Source organism: Mesorhizobium sp. B2-2-3 (assembly GCF_006442405.1).
In the GTDB taxonomy this organism is placed as follows: Bacteria; Pseudomonadota; Alphaproteobacteria; order Rhizobiales; family Rhizobiaceae; genus Mesorhizobium.
Genome location: NZ_VFWC01000005.1, coordinates 249,369 through 273,200 on the forward strand (window position 1 = coordinate 249,369; position 23,832 = coordinate 273,200).

Sequence of the window (23,832 nt, forward strand, 5' to 3'; positions counted from 1 at the left end):
GGTCAGTGCATGTACTCAACCATGCGATCGTGGAGACACTCGCATTTGTTGAGCGTGTCCTCGTCCTTGTAGTTCGTCTTGAGATAGCCGTAAGCCATGCCGCAGGCGACCTTGGCTTCCGAGGCCCAGACGAAAACCGGCCGGGACGAATTGATCCACTCCGAGCTGTTGGCGACGGCGACCGACTCGTCCATCAGCTTCACCACCTGATCCCTGAGATCGACGATGTTGTCGTTCAGCACCAGGTTGGAGGTGCCGACGACACCGCAATAATCGCCCGTGGGTCCTTCGATGATGTCGGCGGCATTGAGGCCCGTCGACAAGATCGACAGCAGCCCGGCCCCGAAAGCCACCCGCAAGATTCTGTTCATGTTGCTCACCCCGTTCCTTTCGCCCCTTAGGCTACGTCCTGCTTGGTACCATGGCTGTCGTCATAGAGTATTTTGACCGCTTCGGCGGCACTGTGGAACGTATAGTTCTCCAGCACCGCCACCGTGTGATAGTTGTCGCCGCCGCCATTGGTGTCGACCTTGACCTCGGCGTTCGCCGCATTGGCGGAGGACTGCGCGATCTCCACGAAGCCGCCGGCTTCGAGATCGGTGACGCCGGCCAGGCCCTTCAGCAATGCCGTAAGATCGATCTGGTCGCCCTTGGCCCCGTCATGGAAGTCGGCGATCAGGTCGGTCACCTCGAGAGAGCCGATGGCGAAGGTCTTCGTGCCGTCGGAGGCGACGGTCGGCTGTGCGGGGGCACCGAGCGAGGTGTCGAGTTCGACCTCGACATAGTTGCCGGTGGTGCCGTCGGCCATCTGGAACGTGCCGTTGCCTGTCACGGTCTGCCCGTCGATTTCGCCCACGGCGGGGCTGGCCGCCGTGCTGATCGAGACGATACCGTTATCCGCGAGGTGCGACAATTCCCCGGCATCGCTGGCGCCGTTGGTATTGGCGTCCTTCCAGATCAGCAGGCTGTCGAAGGCGGCGTCATTGTGATCGATGACGCCGTCATGATTGCCATCGAGCGAGGCGAGTGCCGCCGCCCCGCTGGCGAACTTGCCGCCGCCGAAGCTCGGCGTGAACAGTTCCGTGCCGTCGTCGATCTTGCCGTCATGGTTGAGATCGACCGCCAGCATGCCGTCATTCGAGGTGTTCCAGGCGACCTGATCCTTCGCCCCATCGCCATTGATGTCGAACTGGACGCCATGATTGACATCGGAGAAGGCAAAGCTGTCATGGTTCAGGTCGAGGATGATCGGATCGACCGACCCTCCGATCAGGGTGTTCAGGTTCGATATGGTGATGCCCTGAAGATCGACGAGAGTTCCCACGCCCGCATCCGCACCAGCCTGGGTGTAGACAAATGTATGGCTAACCGCCGCGATGGTTGCGGTGAAGGCGAGTGTCGCCCCGGCGTTCCCGATATCCGTCAGCGTCAGATACTGGACAGCCGCCGCCAAACTTGCGGTCGAGTTGACCGTCAACGGGTTTGCAAAGGTGTCCGTCCCGAAGAACGTGGCAATGCCGTTCGTGACCGAATGGGACTGAACCGTGTCGCCGCCAATCGTCAACGTCGAATTCCCGCCATCGACATTGCCGCCGGTCGCAGCCATCAGCGCCCCCGGCAGGGTCAGCTTGTCGGTGCCGGCGACGAAATCCATGATGATGTCATAGCCGGAGATCGTGCCGGCATCGCCTGAGCCGCCTATAGTCGGAGACGAATCCCCGATTCCAATTGTGAAGGTGTCAGCGCCAGCGCCGCCTGTCATCGTGTCGGCGCCGGCGCCGCCGACTAGGGTGTCATTGCCGCCGCTACCATACAACTGGTCCGCGCCCGAGCCGCCATTCAACTGGTCTGCGCCCGAACCGCCATGGAGAATGTCGTCTCCGCGCCCTCCGGCCAAAAGGCTTGAGTGACCATCAAGGCCGGTAAGCGTATCATTGCCATCGAAGCCGAAGAGATTATGGACGATAGTGGTCGCGACAAGGGCATCTCCACCGCTCGTTCCTTCCAATGTCGCTGGATCCGGTGACAGACTTGCGTTGACGGTGCCGGCAATCGAATCGCCGTCGCCATCGGTGCCGAGAACAGGAATGGCAACGTTGAACGGGGAGGCTTCGTTGGTTGTCGTGAACTGAGCCGGACCAAGTTTGAAATTATCGCTTTGGGATGTCGCAGGATTGTCCACTCCTGTGAATTCGATAGCGCTGAATGCATCGGTCGTAGCGACAACCTTGATGATATCTCCTTCTTCTAATCCGGTAACCCTCGCAATCCCCCCAACATACGTGACAGTGGGCGTAAGTGAGCCGCCGGCATTGGTAACAAAAACCAGGATACCTGCGGCTGTCGTGTCACCTCCATCACCAACAAAATTGGCATCACCGTCCGCGTTTACCGCGCGGATGGTCATGATCGGCTCCTTGTTGGTCTTTGTTATGCTCGTAGTGAAGCTTGAGACTTCATAGTAGGTATCAAATGTCTTTGTAGTGCCGCTGGTCGACGCATTGGTTACAAAGTCGAATCGGACGGTTTCTCCTCCGGCGATACTCTGGCCGCCGCCTACGCCAAAGTTGTTTGTAGAAGTGTTTACCGTATTGGCGCCGTTCGCAGTCACGAGGAGATCTTGGGCGCCAGGGAAGTTGAATGCGATTACCTGATCGTTGCCCCCTGATGGAGCAACGTTCGCTGTGTTCAGAGGATTTCCGGCGTAGAGCGTTCCTGCCGGGGTGAACGACCACGTGCCGTTAAGTGGGTCTAACGTTGCTGTGAACGCCAGATCGTTCCCATTGGCGACTGATGTCCGTCCTTCAATCGTATGCGGGTCCACGACGTGGTAAAATACCTGCTCTCCATTGAAGAATATGCTCTGGCCTGCCAGGTCGGTCACGGGTGACGTCTCAAGCACCTTGAAGACTACATCTCCGACGCCATCGGCTCCCACCCTGTCAGCATAATTCAAATTGCCAACAACTGGGGACACATGCGCCACATCTTCGGCGAAGATCGTGTCCGGAACGAACGGCAGCGGAGCGTCGTCCACCACCGTCAAGTTGACCATGCCGGAAACATGATCACCGCTGGTATCGATTGCCACCACCTCAAGCCCGTTGATCGTGATGTCGCCGGAGCCCGCAGCGTGCTGAAGCTGGTCGGTCAGTGTTGCGGTCACCACCGGCGTGAGGGAGCTGTTGGCGCCCGCACTTGTATTGGAGAGCGCCAGATAGACTGCCGGACCGAGACCAGTGACACCGTGCATCAGCGTGCCGACAAGTTCGTCGCCAACTTTTGCCCAGCTGATCGAGTAACCGGAAGCCAGGCCGGAAACCGTCGGCGCAGCCCAGCTTGGACCGACCGGGTCGGCGAAGGCGACCATGATCGATTCGCCTGATGTGGTGAAGGTGATGCCGGTGTTTGCCTGAGCGGTTTCGCCGCGGCTGCCGGGATTCGTGCCGGTCACGGCACTGGCGTGGAGGTCGGCGGGCGCTGTGCCGTCCAGCGTGGTGTCGAGCGCGGCCTCGCTCAATGTCAGCGACACAGTGCCGCCGCCCGACGGAACCGTGTTGGTCTGCACGTTGAGCGTTACCGTTGCGGTCGACGTGTCGCCATCGCCGTCCTTGATCGTGTAGGTGAAGGAGTCTGTTCCGACATAGACGCCCGTCGGGGTATAGGTGAAGGTTCCATCGTTGTTATAGGCGACCGTGCCGTGTGCACCATTTGTGGTGGTGATTTGGCCTTGGATAGCGATGCCATCAGCACCGAACGCATCATTGCTCAGCAGGCCGGTCAGGATCGTGGCGCCGGTCACGGTCGAAGCCCAGGTGTCCGCATTGGCTACCGGCGTATCGTCGTCGATGGCGACGGTGAAGCTGGTGGTTCCGGTGCTGTTGTCGGCGTCGGTCACCGTGGCAGTGACGATGAAGCCGAGATTGTCCTCGAAGGCGGTTTCCGTCGCGCCGGTGGAGACATCGTCATGAACCGGATGCGAGACCGGCTGGTTGAGGGCCACGGTATAGTCCGCGCCGGTTGCCGTGATGTTGCTCAGCGTGATGGTGAACACCACGTCCGCGGCGCTGCTGCCGTAGCCGGTCAGCGTGTGGCTGGCGGCGTCCCAGCTGGTCGAGACCGATGTCCCGTCGAGCTTGGTCAATCCGGTGCTGGCGACCGACAGCGCCACCGAGCTCAAGGCATCGGCGCCCAGCGTGTAGGAGATGTGGCCGCCCGTCACCGGCGCATCGTCGCCCGGACCTCCCGCGTTGCCGCCGGCCCCGACGATGTCGTCCTCGTCGACGGTCAGGTTCTGCGAGGCCGCCACATTGGTGATGCCGCTGTCGGAGACCCCGAACGTCACCTGCCTCGTGACGGTGTCGCCGTCCTTGTCGCTCACCGTGTAGCTGAACGTCTCGGTCACCGTCGTGACGCTCGTCAGGTGCGCCGGTGCGGTGTAGATCAGGTGGCCGGCGCCGTCGATCGACAGCGTTCCGCCGGTCGTGCCCTGGTTGGCGAAGACCAGGCCTTGCAGCGTGCCCTGCAGGCCGTCGGCGCCCGCGCCGATGCCCAGCAGCGTCACCGCGTCGCCAATGTCGTGCGCTGCGCTGCCCTCGACGAAGGTCTCTCCCGTATAGTTCTGCGCCACCGGCGTGTCGTCGTCGACGTTGATCGTCAGCGAACCGGGTACCGTGTCGCCGTCATGGTCGGTGGTCGTGTAGCCGACCGTGAATGCCACATCGTTCTCGTTGCCGCCCGTCGGATGGTCGATCGGATGCAGCTGGGTCACCGTGTAGGCGCCAGCCGTCGTGTCCGACAGCGATACCGACACCACCGCCACCGCGGCGCCGTTCTGGATCTGGCTGATCGTCAGCAGCGTCCCGGCATTGTTGAGCGTCTGGATGAAGTCGCCATTCACTGCCGACGAGGTCGGCAGGCCGGCGCCCGACAGCAGCGTCGAGCCGGCGCCGTCGGCGCCATAAGTGTGCGCCAGCGTTCCCATCACGTTGGCAGTGTCGGGATCGACATCGCCAGTGCCGCCGGCAATGCCGCCAAGCGCGTCGTCGTCAAGCTGAACCTGTGCGTTCATCGACGCCGTCGGCACGTCGTCCGCGACATTGACCGTAAAGCTCTGGGTGACGGAGTCGCCGTCGCCGTCGACGGCCTTGATGGTGAAGCCGAGCGGCAGCGAGGCGTCGCTGCCGCCGGTGTGGTCGTGGTCAAGCGGCTGCCAGAGGGTGAAGACAAAGGTCGGCGTGCCCACGCCGTTCAGGGTCACCATGAAGACGGGATTGGATACGGTGTCGCCTTGCTTGAAGGCGACGAGTTCCTCATCGACGCCGTTGGCGGCAAGACGGACTGCGTAGTCCAGCGAAACGCCGCCCGAGGTCAGCTCTTCGGGCGCCATGAGAGTGTTGCCGGGACCGCGCGCGAATTCGAGATGGCTCGATCCCTTGTCGTCCGCATTCCAGTCGATGTTGAGATCGCCGGATGTCGGCTGTACCAGGGGCAGCAGGCTCTCCGACACATTGCCCGTACCCGCAGGGCTGGTGACGACCGGAATGTCGTCGGTGACATGCACGATGAAGGCGGACGACGTGCTGTCGCCATCCGAATCCGTCGCGTTGAAGCCGAAGGACAGGGCCTTGCCATTGTGGTCGGCTCCAGCCGGATGGTCGATATTGTCTTGCAGGTTGAACGAATAGTTGCCGTTCGTCTGATCGTTGATCGACACGGTGAAGATGGTGCGGATGACCGAGTTGTGCGTGGCGGTCGCCGTCAGCACGGTGTCGTTGCTGGACAGAGTGTAGGTGATGGCATCGCCATTGGACGTCAGGCCAGCCTGGACGCCCGTCAGCAACGGGCTGAAGGCGACTGAGCGGTCATGCGTGCCGGTATCGGGATTGGCGTTGTCGGCTCCCCAGGAGATGCCCAGCGAGCCGGTCGCGGAGGCGGGGGTGAATGTATTTGAGAAGCTCGCCGCGGTGCTTTCCGCAACGGTGGCCCCCGGCGCTACGATCGTCGGCGTGTCGTCGTTGACATTGATGGTGAACGAACCTGTCGCGGTGTCACCGTCGAAATCCGTCGCCTGGTAGCCGATGGTGAACTGGAGATTGTCTTCGGTGCCCGCGGCCGGATGGTCGATCGCATGCAACTGCGTCACCTTGTAGGAGCCCGTTGCCGCATTGATCAGATCGATCTCCAGCACGTCGACGCCGTGCTGCTGGATGAACACGCTGGTCGCCGATACCGTGCCCAGCGTGAACTCGCCCGCCGCCGGCAAGGTGATGCTGGCGGGCAGGAACGCCGTGATGCCAGCGCCGTCCGCGCCGAAATTGACGTTGAGGTTGGCAACGACCGCGATCGGGCCGCTGGTCGCCGGATCGAAATCGGCCGGCCCGCCAAGGTTGCCGCCGGCAAAACCATCCTCGTCGAGCTGGACCGCGGAGGTTCCGACGACCGGAACATCGTTCTCGACCACGACCTGGATGGCGTGGTTGCCAAGCGGGGCGACATCGCCATCGAAATCCCGTGCGCTGAAGGCGTCGGTCAGGTCGAGCGTCAACGTCTTGTCGTCGCCAGCCCCCGACGCACCGAAAATATTATGGTCGAGATGGTCCTGGAGATCGAACTTGAAACTGCCGCCGCCATTGTCGGTGAGCGTAAAGACCACGCGGTCGACGCCGGCCGTGTAAACGGAATCATGGGCGCCGCCGTCGACATATCCGACGACGCTGCCGGCAGGGCCTGCCCCAAGCCGTACATTCTCGCCATGCGACGTGACGACCTCGCCGTTCACGGTAAACACGTCGCCCGTCGGGGAGGCGTTCAGGACGAAGACCGCCGGATCGTCGGCGCCTGGCTTGACCAGCAGCTGCAGCTGCGCGCTGGTGAAGGTCGCCTCGTCGGAGTGGGTGGACATCGTGTCCGTTGGCCCGTTGGTGATGCCGGTCGACAAGTCGCCGTCACCGACGGCCATGTTAAGGTTGTCCTCTCGGACCATGATCGAAGCCGTCGCCGTCGTCGCGAGCGGCGTGTCGTTCTGCACCACGACATTCAACGTGCCGGTGAGGTTGACGCTGTCGCCATCGAAGTCGGTCGCCTTGAACAGCGAGCCGATGTCGATTGCCAGCGTCCCGGCCTCGCCGGAACCCAGCGCGTGGTCGACCTGGTCGAGCAGCGTGAAGGTGAACGTGCCGTCATCGTTGTCTTTGATCGTGAACACCGTGCGGCCATCGTCCGACACGCCCGAGACGGCATCGACGCCCACCTCGAAATGAACCGCCGAGCCTCCGGACGACACGCCCACCGATGTCTTGTTCGTGGCAACGTTGAAGGAGAAAGTCGCGTCATCGTCGGCGCCGATCGACACCAGGGATGCGAATGCCGATGCCCCGAACGTGATCGAACTCGGCTGGCTGCCACCGTCGGGATTGCCAGTGGACAGCCCCGTCGTCAGGGAGTCTTCATAAATGGTCGGAAGGGTGGCGCTGCCGTTCAGCGCCACCGGAATGTCGTCCTCGATGCCGATGGTGAAGACGCCGCCGCTGGTGGTCGTGGTCGATGTATAGAGGAAATCGTCGGCACGGATCTTGTCGCCGCTGTCGAGATCGAAGCGGATCACCAGATGGTCGAACGTGCCCGCCGGGTCGATCGTGACGACTGAGCCGTTGGCCGGCACAGTCATCGTTCCTATCTGGAAACCGGAGCTGCCGGAAACCGGCACGCCGGCGCCATTGTAGGCTTCCCAGGAAATTGTGCCCGAACCGTTGCCGTTGATGGTGAAGCTCACCGCGTCGGTGCCGGGCCGCGAGAAGATGAAGCCCTCATTGTCATGGATATGATTGTCGCCGATGCCGACGCCCTGATCCGAAACGTTGAAGGAATCGCTCCCGGCGCCATTGTTGAAATCGTGAGCCAAGGCTCCATTGAACGTTAGTCCGTCGAACGTAACGCCGCCCACGGTATAGGTGCCATAATGGCCGGAATGCAGGCTCATGCCTGTTGTGGCTGTCGTGGTCGTCGTCTCGCCGGTGATCGCGATCGTGTCGCCGTCGGCGTCGGTGAACTGGAGCGCATGTGTGAAGTCGAGCACCAGCTTCTGGTTGTCATCGTTGGCGGGGGAGTTCGGCAGGTGGTCGATCTGGTCCAGCAAGGTGAAGGTGTAGGTGCCGTTCGGCTGGACATCGAGGGTGAAGACTTTGCGGTCGCCCGCATCGAGGCCGGGTGTTCCGCTCTCGACATAGCCGGTCAGCACCGTGCCGTCGACGTGGTAGACGATCGCCTCGCCCTTCGATGTCGCCGCCGGCAAGCCAGCGGGGTTCTGGATCAGCGAGAAGGAACCGGGTTCGTCCGCCCCGGCGGAGACCAGCGAGCTCAGCGAACCGGTCGCGACCGTGCCGAGGCCATCTCCGTCGGGATTGCCGACGGAATGACCATTCGAGTTCGCCAGCAAAAGCGCGTCCTCGCCGACATTGCCGGAGACGGTGGCGCTGGTCTGCACCGGAATGTCGTCGAGGACCTGGATCAGGAAGGTCCCGGCGCCAAGGGAGATGGAGTCGCCGTCACCGTCGGTCGCGACGATATACGAGGAAAGATCGATCGGGCTCGTCAGCTGGTTTTCGCCATTGTCTCCGGCCTGGCCGTCCAGCGCCGGATGATCGATCTGATCCTTGAGCGTGAAGACGTAGGAGCCGTTGGCCCCCACGGTCAGCTGGAAGATCTCGCGGTCGCCGGTCGAGAAGCCGGCGCCGTTTCCTGCCTCGGCATAACCATGCAAGGTGCTCCCATCGGATACGATGAGCACATGCGCGCCCTGCGACGTAAGGCCGGAATCCGCCGGCACGGCCGTCGAGGCAAGATGAAACGCCTGGGCGCCCGGGCCGTCGGCGCCGAAGTCGACGAGCGCGGTCAGCGCGCCGGCAGCGCCCGTGACGGTCGCGGAAAGGCCGATCGCTCCCGTCTCACCCGGCCTGCCGGCATCTGGGTTGTGCCCGGCAAGCCCGTCTTCGTCGACATTCGCCGTGATCGAGGCGGTTCCGACCGCCTTCGGCCCGTCATCCTCGAAGACGACGGTCTGAGAGATGTCGGCGCTTTGTGTGACGTGGTCGCCGTCGCCATCGGTCGCCGTGACGGTGACCGAGACCGAGCCGGCGCCGAGCGCGATGCCCTCGTCGTTGCTGCTGGTGTCGGGATGCTGGAGCGAGACGTATTGCGCAACCGCGACCTGGCCGGTGGCGGCATCGACATGCAGCGCGAAGGCGACCTTGTCGGTGGCGGTAACGCCGTTGTTGTTGGCGTCATAGACGCCGATGATGTGGCCGTTGCCGTCGTTGAACAGCGAGATTGCGTGGCCATCGGTGGTCTTCAGGCCGGAATCCACGCCCGTATTGCTGGCAAGGGTGAGCGCATAGACGAGCGAAGCTTTCGCTGCCGGTCCGTCGGCGCCGAACAGCGCCGTGGTGTTCACGACGCCGCCGCTGCCTTGCGCATATTGGTGCAGCGGCATGTCGGGATCGGTCCCGGCATTGACGCCGGCAAACAGGGCCGCCACGGCAGGATCGGTGGTGTCGTCGGAATCGGCATCGACACCTGCGGTCTCGTCGATAACGATGATGTCGCCGACCTTGATGTTGGCAAGGAAGGTGCCGGTGTTGTCGCCTGCTTCGCCGATTTCACGGAACGTCAGTGAGTTGTCGCCGGCCGTCGCCGTGACGTCGATGGCGATGGTCTGCATGACGCCCGACGTGGGATCGTAGGTTCCGACCGAGACGCCGTTCCACAGCACTTCGAGCTTGGCGCTGTGTAGGAGGCTGGTGTCGTTGGCGGCGCCGATCTCGAAGGAGATGCGGTATTCGCCGGCGCTGAGGCCATGCAGCGTCTGCGAGATCTGGATGTTGCCGGGGCTGGCCTCGAGGTCGACCATAACGCTGTTGGTCGGGCTGTCTGCACCGCGATAGCCGTCACCGACCTTCTGCAATTCGATGCTGCTGGCGCCCTCGTAAGGCGAGGCCGTGACGGTCCAGGCGCCGGCGGGACCGGTCGTGGTGCCGCTGCCCGCACCCCAGGCGTCGCCATTGGGGACGAAGCCGTCCAGGAACAGGCCGTTCAAGGCACCGTTCGGCTGCGAGATGGTCAGGCTCGGACCATCGTCGTCGAAGCTGATCTGGCCCGAGACATCGGCGCTGGCACTGGCGGTGTCGCCGTCGCCATCCGTGACGGTCACGCTCACTGCGACCGAATGCAGGTCCAGCACCACCGTGTCGTCCGGATTGGAGGCGTCCGAATGATGAAGCGACAGATATTGCTCGACGGTCACCTTGCCGGTGGCCGGATCGATCGACAGCGCGAACGCCGCATCGCCATTGAACGTTCCGCCCTGCACGACGCCGACCACGACGCCGTTGGCCAGCGTCTGCAAGGTGATCAGCGAGCCGTCGGTGACGGCAAGGCCGGAGACCGCATTGGTGACGCTTAGCGCATAGACGGTGCTGCCCGAAACGGCCGGACCGTCGGCGCCGAACAGCGCCGTGATGTTGACGAAGGCACTGTCGCTGGTGCCGTGCGCGATCGCGCCGGTGCCGCCGACATCGGGATCCTCGCCCTTGGTGACCGTACCAGCGTCGATCCCAGCCGGGGTGCTCGCGGTCGCCGTCTCGTCAAGCGCTACCGTAACGCCGCTGGCGGCGACAGCCGTCACCTTCGGCCCGTCGTCCTCGAAGATGATCTTGGCGCCGATGGCGAGCGACTGGCTGACTGTGTCGCCGTCGAAGTCGGTGACCGTGACCACCGCATTGATCTTGCCGGACAGGTTGACCGGCTCATTATAAGAATCGCCCGAACCGTTGCCGGCCAGCGGATGCTGCAGCGACAGATACTGTGCCGTCGAGATATGGCCGGTCTGGTCGACCGAGACCGCGAAGGCAATGGCGCCGCCGGGATTGGCCGTACCGTTCGCGTTGTCGACGCGGCCGACGATCAGATTGCCTTGCTTGAACAGCGAGATCTCGTGCCCGTCGGTCGTCTTCAGGCCCGAATCGGTGCCTGGCTCTGCAACCGCAAGGCTGAGCACGGCCGCGCGCGGCTCGTCCGTGCCGGGCAGCGAGCCGAACAGCACCACCGCATGGTTGCCATGCGCATAGCCCAGGCTTGCCGGGCCCAGTCCAAGCGAATCGAACTGATGTGCGACCGAGGCGCTGCTGGTGTCGTCGTTCTGGTTGCCCGCCGTCTCGTCATGCACGACCGACACGCCGGTCGCGGTGATGAACACCTGCGGCACGTCGTCGACCACGGTGACCGTCGCCTTGCCGGTCAGCGTCACCGTATCGCCGTCGCCGTCCTTGGCCTGGAACACCGAGCCGAGGTCGATGCCGGCCACGCTGCCGCCGCCCAGATGCGTCTGCAGCGCGGTGTTCTGGTCCGATGTTCCGGCCGGCGGCGCGACATGGTCGAGCTGGTCGAACTGGCGCACCACGAAGGCGCCGCTCGAGGCATTCAGCGTCACCGTCATCACGGTGCGGTCGCTAAGCCCGTTGTAAGCGCCGTTGTGGTTGCTGTCGACAAAGCCGACCAGCGTGTTGCCCTGGACCGCCCAGCTCAGCTCGACGCCCTTCGACGACAGCCCGATGGCCGTCAGGTCTGCGGCCGCCGTGCCGGTGAAGCCGAAACCGCCGCCGGCGGCCGGGCCGTCGGCGCCGAAGTCGACAAGCCCGTTCAGCGAGCCGGATGCGATCGCCGCACCCAGCGGGAACTCCGTGCCCGAACCGTCGCCGGACCCGTCATAGGGCGAGGTTCCCTGCGACAGCAGGCTGGCAATGTCGTCCTCGTCGATCGTCACCGGCGCGGCATGGCCGCTCAGGACCTTCGGCCCGTCGTCGTCGAAGACGATCTTGGCGCCGATGGCGAGCGACTGGCTGACTGTGTCGCCGTCGAAGTCGGTGACGGTGACCACCGCATTGATCTTGCCCGACAGGTTGACCGGCTCGTCATAGGAGCCGCCCGAACCGTTGCCGGCCAGCGGATGCTGCAGCGACAGATACTGTGCCGTCGAGATATGGCCGGTCTGGTCGACCGAGACCGCGAAGGCAATGGCGCCGCCGGGATTGGCCGTACCGTTCGCGTTGTCGACGCGGCCGACGATCAGATTGCCTTCCTTGAACAGCGAGATCTCGTGCCCGTCGGTCGTCTTCAGGCCCGAATCGGTGCCCGGCTCTGCAACCGAAAGGCTGAGCACGGCCGCGCGCGGCTCGTCCGTGCCGGGCAGCGAGCCGAACAGCACCACCGGCAGGTTGCCATGCGCATAGCCCAGGCTTGCCGTGCCCAGTCCAAGCGAATCGAACTGGTGCGCGACCGAGGCGCTGCTGGTGTCGTCGTTCTGGTTGCCCGCCGTCTCGTCATGCACGACCGACACGCCGGTCGCGGTGATGAACACCTGCGGCACGTCGTCGACCACGGTGACCGTCGCCTTGCCGGTCAGCGTCACCGTATCGCCGTCGCCGTCCTTGGCCTGGAACACCGAGCCGAGGTCGATGCCGGCCACGCTGCCGCCGCCCAGATGCGTCTGCAGCGCGGTGTTCTGGTCCGATGTTCCGGCCGGCGGCGCGACATGGTCGAGCTGGTCGAACTGGCGTACCACAAAGGCGCCGCTCGAGGCGTTCAGCGTCACCGTCATCACGGTGCGGTCGCCAAACGGGTTGTAAGCGCCGTTGTGGTTGCTGTCGGCAAAGCCGACCAGCGTGTTGCCCTGGACCATCCAGCTCAGCTCGGCGCCCTTCGACGACAGCCCGATCGCCGTCAGGTCTGCGGCCGCCGTGCCGGTGAAGCCGAAACCGCCGCCGGCGGCCGGGCCGTCGGCGCCGAAGTCGACAAGCCCGTTCAGCGAGCCGGATGCGATCGCCGCACCCAGCGGGAACTCCGTGCCCGAACCGTCGCCGGATCCGTCATAGGGCGAGGTACCCTGCGACCAGGGGCTGAATATGTCGTCCTCGTCGATCGTCACCGGTGCGGCATGGCCGCTCAGGACCTTCGGCCCGTCGTCCTCGAAGACGACAGTCTGAGAGATGTCGGCGCTTTGTGTGACGTGGTCGCCGTCGCCATCGGTCGCCGTCACGGTGACCGAGACCGAGCCGGCGCCGAGCGCGATGCCCTCGTCGTTGCTGTGGGTGTCGGGATGCTGGAGCGAGACGTATTGCGCAACCGCGACCTGGCCGGTGGCGGCATCGACATGCAGGGCGAAGGCGACCTTGTCGGTGGCGGTGATGCCGTTGTTGTTGGCGTCATAGACGCCGATGATGTGGCCGTTGCCGTCGTTGAACAGCGAGATTGCGTGGCCATCGGTGGTCTTCAGGCCGGAATCCACGCCCGTATTGCTGGCAAGGGTGAGCGCATAGACGAGCGAGGCTTTCGCTGCCGGTCCGTCGGCGCCGAACAGCGCCGTGGCGTTCACGACGCCGCCGCTGCCTTGCGCATATTGGTGCAGCGGCATGTCGGGATCGGTCCCGGCATTGACGCCGATAAACAGGTCCTTGACGGCCTGATTAGTGGTGTCGTCGGAATCGGCATCGACACCTGCGGTCTCGTCGATAACGATGATGTCGCCCACCTTGATGTTGGCAAGGAAGGTGCCGGTATTGTCGCCCTTTTCGCCGATTTCACGGAACGTCAGTGAGTTGTCGCCGGCCGTCGCCGTGACGTCGATGGCGATGGTCTGCATGACGCCCGACGTGGGATCATAGGTTCCGACCGAGACGCCGTTCCACAGCACTTCGAGCTTGGCGCTGTGTGGGAGGCTGGTGTCGTTGGCGGCGCCGATCTCGAAGGAGATGCGGTATTCGCCGGCGCTGAGCAGCATGGTCTGCGAGATCTGGATGTTGCCGGGGCTGGCCTCGAGGTCGACCATAACGCTGTTGGTCGGGCTGTCTGCACCGCGATAGCCGTCACCGACCTTCTGCAATTCGATGCTGCTGGCGCCCTCGTAAGGCGAGGCCGTGACGGTCCAGGCGCCGGCGGGACCGGTCGTGGTGCCGCTGCCCGCACCCCAGGCGTCGCCATTGGGGACGAAGCCGTCCAGGAACAGGCCGTTCAAGGCACCGTTCGGCTGCGAGATGGTCAGGCTCGGACCATCGTCGTCGAAGCTGATCTGGCCCGAGACATCGGCGCTGGCGCTGGCGGTGTCGCCGTCGCCATCCGTGACGGTCACGCTCACTGCGACCGAATGCAGGTCCAGCACCACCGTGTCGTCCGGATTGGAGGCGTCCGAATGATGAAGCGACAGATATTGCTCGACGGTCACCTTGCCGGTGGCCGGATCGATCGACAGCGCGAACGCCGCATCGCCATCGAACATGCCGCCCTGGACGACGCCGACCACGACGCCGTTGGCCAGCGTCTGCAAGGTGATCAGCGAGCCGTCGGTGACAGCAAGGCCGGAGACCGCATTGGTGACGCTTAGCGCATAGACGGTGCTGCCCGAAACGGCCGGACCGTCGGCGCCGAACAGCGCCGTGATGTTGACGAAGGCACTGTCGCTGGTGCCGTGCGCGATCGCGCCGGTGCCGCCGACATCGGGATCCTCGCCCTTGGTGACCGTACCAGTGTCGATCCCAGCCGGGGTGCTCGTGGTCGCCGTCTCGTCAAGCGCTACCGTAACGCCGGTGGCGGCGACAGCCGTCACCTTCGGCCCGTCGTCGTCGAAACTGATCTGGCCCGACACGTCGGCGCTGGCGCTGGCGGAGTCGCCATCGCTATCCGTGACCGTGACCTTCACGGCCAGCGAGCCGGCGGTGAGTGCAACCGTGTCGTCGGGATTACCGGTGTCGGAATGGTGGAGCGACAGATATTGCTCGACGGTCACCTTGCCGGTGGCCGGATCGATCGACAGCGCGAACGCGGCCTCGCCCTTGAACGCGCCGCCCTGCACGACTCCGACAACCACTCCGTTCGCAAGCGTCTGCAAGGTGATCGTTGAGCCGTCGGTGACGGTCAGGCCGGAAACGGCGTTCGTGACGCTCAGCTGATAGACGGTGGCGGTGCTTGCCGCCGGGCCGTCGCCGCCGAACAGCGCCGTCACATTGACCAGGGCGCCGTTGCTGGTGCCGGAGGTGATCGCCCCGGTACCGCCGATATCGGGATCATCGCCCTTGACGATGGTTCCTGTGTTGATCGCAGCCGCCATGCTCAAGGCCTGCGTTTCGTCGAGTGAGACCACGGCGCCGGCGTCGGCGACGACTGTCACCAAAGGTCCATCGTCGTGGAACTGGATCGCGCCGCCGATCTGGGCACCGCCGAATGCGCTGTCGCCATCGAAGTCGGTGACGGTCACCGAGGCTGTGATCTTGCCCGAGAGGGTCAGCACGTCGTCATGGGCAGCAGCGCTCGATCCATCGACAGTGTGCTCCAGCGGAGCGTATTGGGTGACCGTAAGCGTGCCATTGCCGTTGATGACGATGGTAAAGGCGGTGTGGGTGCCGCCGTTCTGATAAGTGCCGGTGACCGTCGTCGCATTGGTCTGCAGCAGCGTGATCGCAAAATCGCCAATGGCCGTCTTCAGGCCCGAATCGAGCGATGCGACATTGCCGGTCAGGCCCAGCGCATAGGCGATGCCGCCGCCGGCGGCGGCGCCGTCGGCACCGAAATTGGATGCAACGGAAATAATCGGGTTGGCGCTCGTCACATCGATCGGAAAGCCAGCCGGCGAACCGGCGTTGCTTTCATCGAGCACCGCGGAACTGGCTGCCGTGTTGCCCACCGTCAGGGCAGGGCTGTCGTCCTCGACGATCACGGTCATGTTGGCCGTTGCCGAGCCGCCGAACGGGTCCTGCACGGTAACCGGGACGACGATGGAGAGGTCATCCTCGAAGCCGGCCAGCGGGTGGTCGAGGGGACCGAGCAGGGCGATCTGGAAGGTTCCCGTGCTCGCATCCGTGATGGTGACGCTGATCACAACGTCCGATCCGACCCTGCCGACGAGATGCGTCGAATCGACCAGTTCCCACACGACGTCGGTGCCGTGCGAGGTAAGCGTCGTGGCAGGCACTCCGAGGCCGTAGGTCAGCGGATCGCCATTGGGATCCGTAGCGCCGAAGCTGCCGTTGATCACCGAAAGATTCGATTCGTCGAAGGGTGAGCCGGGATCGCCGTCCGGGTTTGCGCCGGAAAGCCCTTCTTCCGACACGCGGACGGTGAGATCGCCAAATTCCGGGTTCGCATTGGGAAGGAACAGTTCCCGCCTCTCGGCCTGCCCGAACTGCAGATCGGTCGGCGGCAAGAGCGCCGAAAGATCAAATCCATCGCCGATGCCGCCAGGAGGAATTTCAAAATTTCCACCGGCGCTCGAGGTCGAACCTCCAGGGCCAGCCGACATCGAACCATCGGCGCCGAAGGCGACATCCACATGGCTCGCCTCGAGCGCGGCGATCAAGGCGACGCGCGGCACCTCGACGTCGCCAAGTACGAAGGTCGGCACGTTGAGCGCGCCGTCCTTGATCACGATGACCGAGCCGTCGGCCTGTTCGAGCACGAGATTGTGGCCGTCGACCTTGATGTTGTCGATAGAGACGTTCGCCGGAAGCTTCACGACGTTGCCGGCGTCGGCGACGTATTCGTGCGGCGCGGCTGCCGCCTGGGCCTTCGCCTCCGCGGGTGCTTCCGCCGGCGCGCCACTGCCCACATCGACCGGCACTGGTTCGGCCGCTGCCGGCGCGGCCTGTTGCGTCGAAGCCGCCTGTGCGACCTGGAACTCTGCCGGCGAGGTCTGGTCGTGACGTTCACTGGCCATGGAATGCTCGTCCCACGAACCCGAAACGGCGTCCAATTCGTTATTGATGGTCATTGCTTGTACCCCTCCGGCATTTCCCCGAAAGAGACAGCGGCAGCCATTACTTTGCAACCGTCCGTCAATCTACTTTATATACCATTATATGCCTACAATGGCATTTTTTACGCGTGGTAAACTGGGAGCATATATTCTGTTATATAAGTCGATAGGTGCCAGTGCGGATGAGGCCTCGCCCCCTGTTGCATGGTAAATAGAAGTATAAATTCAAATAAAATTTTACGAAAAATAGTGGAAACAAGTTTCGTCGCCATTATCTACCTTCATTGGCAATAATTTGAGACAAGATCGGTACCGTCCACAGTCAAAAGGTGGGCGTTATGAAAAAAGAAAAAACCGCGCCGGGAACAGCCGGCCTCAAGCTACTCTTGCTGACGATCAGCCTCGCAGGCCTGCCGCAGCCATCGCTCGCGAGCGTCCATTTAGAGGGCACCGCTTCGGTCGGCGGGCTTGTTGAAGACGTGCGGATGCCGCCCAGCCTGGGCGGCGTTTCCCTGGAAAGATTCCAGCCTTGGCGACCGGCGGTAGGATACCAGCCCGACCTGGTTTCCATGAGTTACACGATCGACGATGCCCAAGCGGGCGTTGCGCCGGCGCCTGCGAATGTCGGAATTGATCCCATCAAGACGGCAACGATTATCCCCGGCGTGTTCGGCTCGGTCGCGTTGTCCATGCATAACTTTCCCGTCGCCGCGCGGTGGGCACCGGTCTACCAGGCAATTGTCGGCTGCTCGGCGGGCAGTGCCTGCGAGCAGAAGAGTGCGGCTTTTGCCAGGCTGATCTCGTCGGCACAGGGCAAAGGGTTCAGCGAGAAACTTTCATTCGTCAACAGCGGCATCAATCACCTGATCGCCTACAGGAAGGACAGCGTCATCTATGGCAAGCTCGATTACTGGGCAAAGCCCACCGAGGTGCTCGATAAGCGCGCCGGCGACTGCGAGGATTTCGTCATACTGAAGATGACGGCGCTGCTGAGGGCCGGCATCCCCGCGCAAAGCATGGCGTTGGTTGTTCTCCAGGATCGCAGGCGGGGATTCTTCCATGCGGTCCTGTCGGTAAGCACGGCAAGTGGCGTGTTCATTCTCGACAGCCTCAACAACACCGTGCTGCGCGACAGCGATCTCCCCGATTATGTGCCGCTTTATTCCTTCAGCACGGACCGAGCCTGGATCCATGGTTCGAGATCGGGCAGCGCGCAGGTCGCGGAGATCAAGGGCGGTTTTGCAGGCGTCGCGCCCGGCGAGGGATTGCAGCCCGACACGGCTTCTGGAGCGCTTGCCCGTCGGTGAGCAACCGCGGTTCGCCGGCTTTTATGGAAAACGCCGAACCGCTCTATCTCTTTGTTTTGCGCAATTCCCAACGGAAAGCGCTACACGCTTTTCCCGGGAAGCGTTTCGCACTTTTCCTGGAACTGCTGCTAGCCGCTGACGAATGCCATCAGCAGGTCCTGCCCGACCAGCGGTGCTCGCACGGCATTCAATTGGCCACGATATCGGCGTTCGCCGGCGCCGATGACGAACCCGCTGGCGACCGGAATCTCGCCATTGGCATCCAGCCGCGCGAAGATGTCCGCCACGTTGAGATCGAGCGCCAGCCTGAGATCCTGACGCCCGTCATCGCTCGGCGCCGTCGGCAATTGGCGCTTTACCAATTGTTGGAACGGAGCGTTGAAGGTCAGGATCTTTTTCGACGATGAAAGGGCGAAGGCGGGCGAGGGGCAGGCGACCAGTATCGCGGTGATCGTCCTGATCGACGCAAGCCTCTTCAACGTCAGGTTTTCTTCCGTCAAGTCACGAATGCAGGCAACCCTGATCGCCGACGTCAGATTGCCGGCCGGAGGCTGGCTCTCGGCGATCTCATCGACAAGCATGCCGATCGTGCATTTGCGGCTTTCCGCCATCTGCCTGAGCGACGTCCAGAACGTCCGCTCCAGGCGGATGCCGCGGCGGATGCCGCGGCGCGCGACAACCCGGAACTCCATACCGAGGTCTTCCGTAGCCATCGGCACGAGCAATCGCTCAAGGACAGCGGGAGGCGTGGCGCTATCGTTCACTCATCGCCTCCTCTCGTGCCTTGTTTATGGGTTTCAGCAGGTAGGTCAGGATCGTCTTGCGGCCGGTCTTGATGTCGACGGAGCAGATCATGCCCGGGATGATCGAATAGGTCTTGCCATCCCGCGTCAGCGTCGACCTGTCGGTCGCGACGCGCACCTGATAATAGGGCTCGCCTGTCTTCTGGTCGACGAGACTGTCGGCGGTGATGTTCGAGACCTTGCCTTCGATGCCGCCGAAGATCGAGAAATCATAGGCGGTGACCTTGATCAGCGCCTCCTGGTCCGGCCGGATGAAGGCAACGTCGCGGGGCGAAACCCGCGCTTCGACCAGCAAGGTCTCCGAAGTCGGAACGATGCCGGCGACCACCGCGCCGGGCTGCACGAACGCGCCAACCGTATTGATGTCAAGCGTGTTGACGATACCGTCGACTGGAGAACGGATGTCGGTGCGGGCCACCTTGTCGGTCGCGCCGCGAATGGTTTCATCGACCACCGAGAGGTCAGCCAGCGCCTGCGTGAGGTCGCTCAGCGCCTCCTGTTGCAGCTGCAGGCCGAGCTCGTCGACCTGAAGCTGGGCCTCGGTGATAGCCGATTTGGCTTTCTTGGTGGTTTCTCCAGCAAGCGTCAGCTGCCCATTGAGCTCGGTCTGCTCGCGTTCGACCCGGAGTTGCTCGGTTCGCGCCATCAGGCCTTTCTTGACCATGGCTTCGACCAGCTTTGCCTCCTGGTCGCTGACGACCAGATTCTTCGTGAGGCGATCGGAATTGGCGGTCGCCTCGTCCAATTCCTTCTCGCGCTGATCGAGGCGCGACTTGAGAACCGACAGCTTGACTTCGAAGTTGTCGCGGCGGGCGACGAGCAGCTTCTGCTCGTTGTCGCAGATTTCCGGGGCGACCTTCTGGATTTCGGCCGGACATGGAAATTCGCCTTGCAGATCGCCGCTCTGCTCGAACTTCAGCCGTGCAATGCGGGTCTGTAATGCCCGTGCCTTGGCCTGTTGCTCGCCAAGGCTAGAGGTGTTGAACGTATTGTCGAGGCGGATGATGAGGTCGTTCTTCTTCACGACCTGCCCGATCTTGACGGCAATTTCCTGGACGACGCCCGGCTCGCTGGCCTGGATGATCTGCGTTTTGGAAGCAGGTATGACCTTGCCGTCGCCGCGTGCGATTTCATCCACCTCGGCAAAGGACGCCCAAGCAACGGAAGACACGAAGAGTGCACCTATGATAAATATGGACGCCGACGCAAAGAGCGGCGGCCGGTCTTCCCTTGCAAGCATTTCCCACGGCCCCAACGCATTGAATACTTTGATAGTTTTCGTTCTTCAGGTGCTTTTTTTCTGCAGCGCCTGTATCACTTGGTCCTTTGGTCCATCGGCAACGATCCTGCCTTGCTCGATGACGATAAGCCGGTCGGCAAGTTCGAGCATGCTGAAGCGGTGCGTGGAGACGATCAGCGTGGTGTTTCGATCGAAAGCCACTTTGAGCTGCTTGATCAGTTGACGCTCGGAAGCCAGATCCATCGAGCCGGACGGCTCGTCCAGGAAGACGACTTTCGGTTTCGTCAGCAACAGCCGGGCGATCGCCATCGTCTGTCTCTGGCCGCCCGAGAGATTGGTGCCGCGCTCGCCGACATTCATGTCATAGCCGCGCGGGTGGCGGGAGACGAAATCGTCGACGCCGGCGGCCTTGGCCGCTTCGACGATCTGCTCATCGGTCGCCTCCGGACAGGCCATCAAAAGATTTTCCTTGATGGTGCCTGAAAACAGATCGTTCGCCTGCGCGACGATGCCGACGGCGGCCCGAATCTCGGAGGGGTGGTATTGACGGATGTCGATGCCGTCCAGCAGCAGTTCGCCGGAACTCGGCAAGAAAAGCCTGCCGATCAGCCGCCCCATCGTCGTCTTTCCCGATCCTATGCGGCCGATGATGCCGATCCGCTCCCCCGGCTTCACGGAGAAATTCAGGCCGGTCAGGACTTCGTTCTCGGAGCCGGGATAGGTAAAGCCGACGTTCCGGAACACCATGGCGCCGTTGCGGATGGGCCGGTTGACGAAGCCCACAGTGTCCGGACGATCCTCCGGCTGAGCCATGATCGAATTCACCATCCGCAAAGAGAGCATGGCCTGGCGCAATCTCGACAAGGTGATGGCGATCTGCCCGAGCGGGGCCACAGCCCGGCTGGCCAGCATGACGGTGCCGATGATGGCTCCGGTGGAGACATGTCCTTCGGAGAAGGCGTAGGCGCCGGCCACCACCAGCGCGACGGTGACCAGCTGCTGGATGGCCTGCGTTATATTGCCGGCGGCGGCCGAAAGCTGCTTGATCTTCTCGGAGGTGTTGGAGGCGTTTTTGGAATGCTCTCCCCATTTTCGCAACAGGTAGGCTTCGGCGCGCAGCGACTTGATCGTCTCCAGCGTGGAAATGGATTCGACCAGCAGCGCCTGGCGCTGCGAGGCCTCGTTCATGGAGGCCGCCACACGCTTGCCGATGCGCCGCTGCGTGACCAGTCCGACGATCACCGACGCGACGAAGGCCAGCGCGGGTATCATGACCAGCCAGCCGCCTATCGCATAGATGACGAGGAGAAAAACAAACACGAAAGCCGTGTCGATGAACACGCTGATGGTGTTGGACGTGAAGAATTCGCGCACGAATTCATATTGGGTTACGCGATTTGCGTATTCGCCCGTCGAGCCCGGCCGTGCCGCCAGAGACGAGTTCAGCACCTTCTCGAACAGCATGTATGAAATGCGCAGATCCGCCTTGCGCCCGGCATAGTCGATGAGCGATGCCCGGGAGGTCTTTAGCAGCAGGTCGAACAGGATGACCGCGCCGATGCCGATGGCCAGCACCCAGAGCGTCGATATCGCTTTGTTCGGCAGGATCCTGTCGTACACGTTCATGGTGAAGATCGGCGAGGCGATGGCGAGCAGATTGATGAACACCGCCGACAGGATAACTTTCGAATAGGTGCGCCAGAACGGCCCCATCGTTCCCGTCAGCCAATGTCGCCGCTCGATTTTCGGCGCCGAGCCGACGCTCATGGCCTCCGTCGCGTTGGCGTAGGTGATGGAGAAGGACGCACCGCCGCTGATATAGCTGTTGGCCAGCTCCGACCGGCTGATCGTGGTGCGCCCGTCCTCCTGGGGAGCTGTAAAATATTCCCCGGCTTCACCATCGGCCAGCAGCGCGACAGGCAGCTGGCTGACGCGAAAGACGATCGCGGGGAGGTCGATGCGCCCCCGAACAAAGTCGCGCTGGCTGAATTCGGTGATTTCAAGGCCGACGCGCTCGGCAAGATGCCGGATTGCGTCGATATCGATGCGCGTTTCGGCCAGCGGCACGCCGGCAAAGAGCACGGTTTCGGCGCTGGGGCGGCCGAGATATGCGGCGACGGCCGAAAAGCAGGCCTTGAAAGCCTCTTTCGGTGACAGGATGTTGGGTTGCTGGTTCACGATCCGCCCGCGGGGACTCTCGATCGATCCTTAGGCCCGCCTATTTTTTCCTGACCGGTGCCAGAATATCGAACGGCACGTCGTTTTTCTGTTCCGAGGGCGTGCGCGCATAGGTTTCGGTGTCGGCCGTTTCCGGCGCGGCGAACTCGGTCCGCGCGTATGCCGTAGCCTGTTTTGGCGGGTGGACGTCCATCGTTTTCAGCAACTGCCCGGTCGCCGCCAGAAGCCGATATTGCGCGAAAAGGGATGCGTAGGACGCGGTGTCGGCCAGTGTCGCGGTGTTGAATCGCGTGTTCTGCGCATCGAGCACGTCGAGCAACGAGCGCTGACCGACCTTAAACTGTTCGCGATAGGACGCGACCAGCTTTTCGTTGGAGACTGCTTGTAGCTTCAGGGTCTTGGCCAGATCGGCCTGCCGGAAGCGACGATCCCATGACGTGCGAACGGCTTCCTCGATCTCTCGGAGAACCTGGTGCATCGCGAGCCGCTGCTCGCTGGTGCGGCGGATCTGCTCCTGCTCATTGGCCTTGTCGATGCCGCCCCGATAGAGATTCCAGCGCAACACCAGACGTGCCTGCAGATCGGATGCGTCTCCATTGTCGCCGTCAATGTCGTAGCCCGCCCGGGCAGAGCCTTCGGCAATGATCGAAGGGCCGTATTTCGCGCGCGCCGCGTCCACCAGCGAGGCCGCCGCGGCAATATCGCTGTTGGCCATGTGGACGCGCGGGTTGCTCTCGCGCGCAAGGCCCAAGGCATCGTCCAGCGACCTTGGCAGCGTGCCGGACACGTCAGCCGGCCTCGCTGCATTGGTCAGCGGCTTGCCGACAGTCTTGAAAAACCGTATCCGCGCGGCCTCCAGTTCCTCCGACGCTTCCTGCATGCGGGCCTTGGCCGCGAACAGCCGCTCCTCAGCCTGTTGCCGGTCGGCTTCGTTCAACCCGCCGCCGGCAATGCCTTCCTGGATGTCGTGGAGGATTGCTTGATGGAAGCCCAGGTTTTTCTTTGCCTCGGCAACAATCGAAGCCTGGAGCATGTATTCGAGGTAGTCCTGGACAACAGAGAGGCCGATGAATTCCGACCGTTCCAGCACTCGAAACGACGCGCCATCGACGCGGGAGGCCTGGCGGTTCAATTCTGCGCGCCTTGCGCCGCTGTCATAGAGCGTCTGCGAAACGGTCAGGTCGGTTTCTGCCGGATAAAGCGCGTCGTCCTCTATCGAGAGTGCGCGCCGTGACGAATTGTCGAGACGGCGAGCGCCAGCCGACGCCTGCAGGTCGACGCTGGGCAAATAGAGGCCCTTTGCCTGACGCAATTCGAACTCGATCGCTTCGCGATTTTCTATCGCCTGGCCGATCTCCGGATTGGATTCGACCGCTACCGCCACGGCCTCCTTGAGCGTGAGGGCGTTCGCCCCCCCGCAAGTCAGCATCGTAGCCGCCATCAAAAGACCAAGGCGCTTGCCTATGGCCGACATGCCAGTTCTATTCATTTAGCCCACCCGTTTCCCCA

At 63.0% G+C, this 23,832-nt stretch carries 7 protein-coding genes; 1 reads left to right on the forward strand and 6 read right to left on the reverse strand.

Annotated elements, in window-relative coordinates; genetic code table 11:
• Positions 1-2: 2 nt before the first annotated feature.
• Together FJ951_RS11815 and FJ951_RS11820 are read right to left on the reverse strand one after the other, a co-directional pair.
• Positions 3-371 (reverse strand): hypothetical protein, encoded by a 369-nt coding sequence (locus FJ951_RS11815; RefSeq protein ID WP_140515171.1) that lies wholly within the window; start codon positions 369-371, stop codon positions 3-5.
• 26 nt (positions 372-397) lie between these two features.
• Positions 398-16,810, reverse strand: a complete 16,413-nt coding sequence (locus FJ951_RS11820; protein ID WP_140515172.1) for a DUF5801 repeats-in-toxin domain-containing protein — start codon at positions 16,808-16,810, stop codon at positions 398-400.
• A gap of 323 nt (positions 16,811-17,133) precedes the next feature.
• Here FJ951_RS11820 and FJ951_RS11825 point away from each other — a divergent pair, with 323 nt between their 5' ends.
• Entirely contained in the window at positions 17,134-18,102 is a 969-nt protein-coding gene (locus FJ951_RS11825; RefSeq protein ID WP_140515173.1) for a transglutaminase-like cysteine peptidase, read from the forward strand.
• A 128-nt stretch (positions 18,103-18,230) separates the two neighbouring features.
• On the opposite strand, the gene FJ951_RS11830 is transcribed toward FJ951_RS11825, so the two are convergent.
• The 4 genes from FJ951_RS11830 to FJ951_RS11845 are packed head-to-tail and all read right to left on the reverse strand — an operon-like array spanning position 18,231 to position 23,812.
• Positions 18,231-18,866, reverse strand: coding sequence for a ribbon-helix-helix domain-containing protein (locus tag FJ951_RS11830; protein WP_140515174.1), 636 nt, complete (start codon positions 18,864-18,866; stop codon positions 18,231-18,233).
• Entirely contained in the window at positions 18,856-20,145 is a 1,290-nt protein-coding gene (locus FJ951_RS11835) for an HlyD family type I secretion periplasmic adaptor subunit (protein ID WP_140497322.1), read from the reverse strand. Before FJ951_RS11835 ends, FJ951_RS11830 begins: the two co-directional genes overlap by 11 nt.
• A gap of 45 nt (positions 20,146-20,190) precedes the next feature.
• Positions 20,191-22,323, reverse strand: coding sequence for a type I secretion system permease/ATPase (locus FJ951_RS11840; RefSeq protein ID WP_140515175.1), 2,133 nt, complete (start codon positions 22,321-22,323; stop codon positions 20,191-20,193).
• 40 nt (positions 22,324-22,363) lie between these two features.
• A complete protein-coding gene (locus FJ951_RS11845; protein WP_140515176.1) occupies positions 22,364-23,812 on the reverse strand; it encodes a TolC family protein in 1,449 nt (482 codons plus the stop codon).
• Between the last annotated feature and the right edge of the window lie 20 nt (positions 23,813-23,832).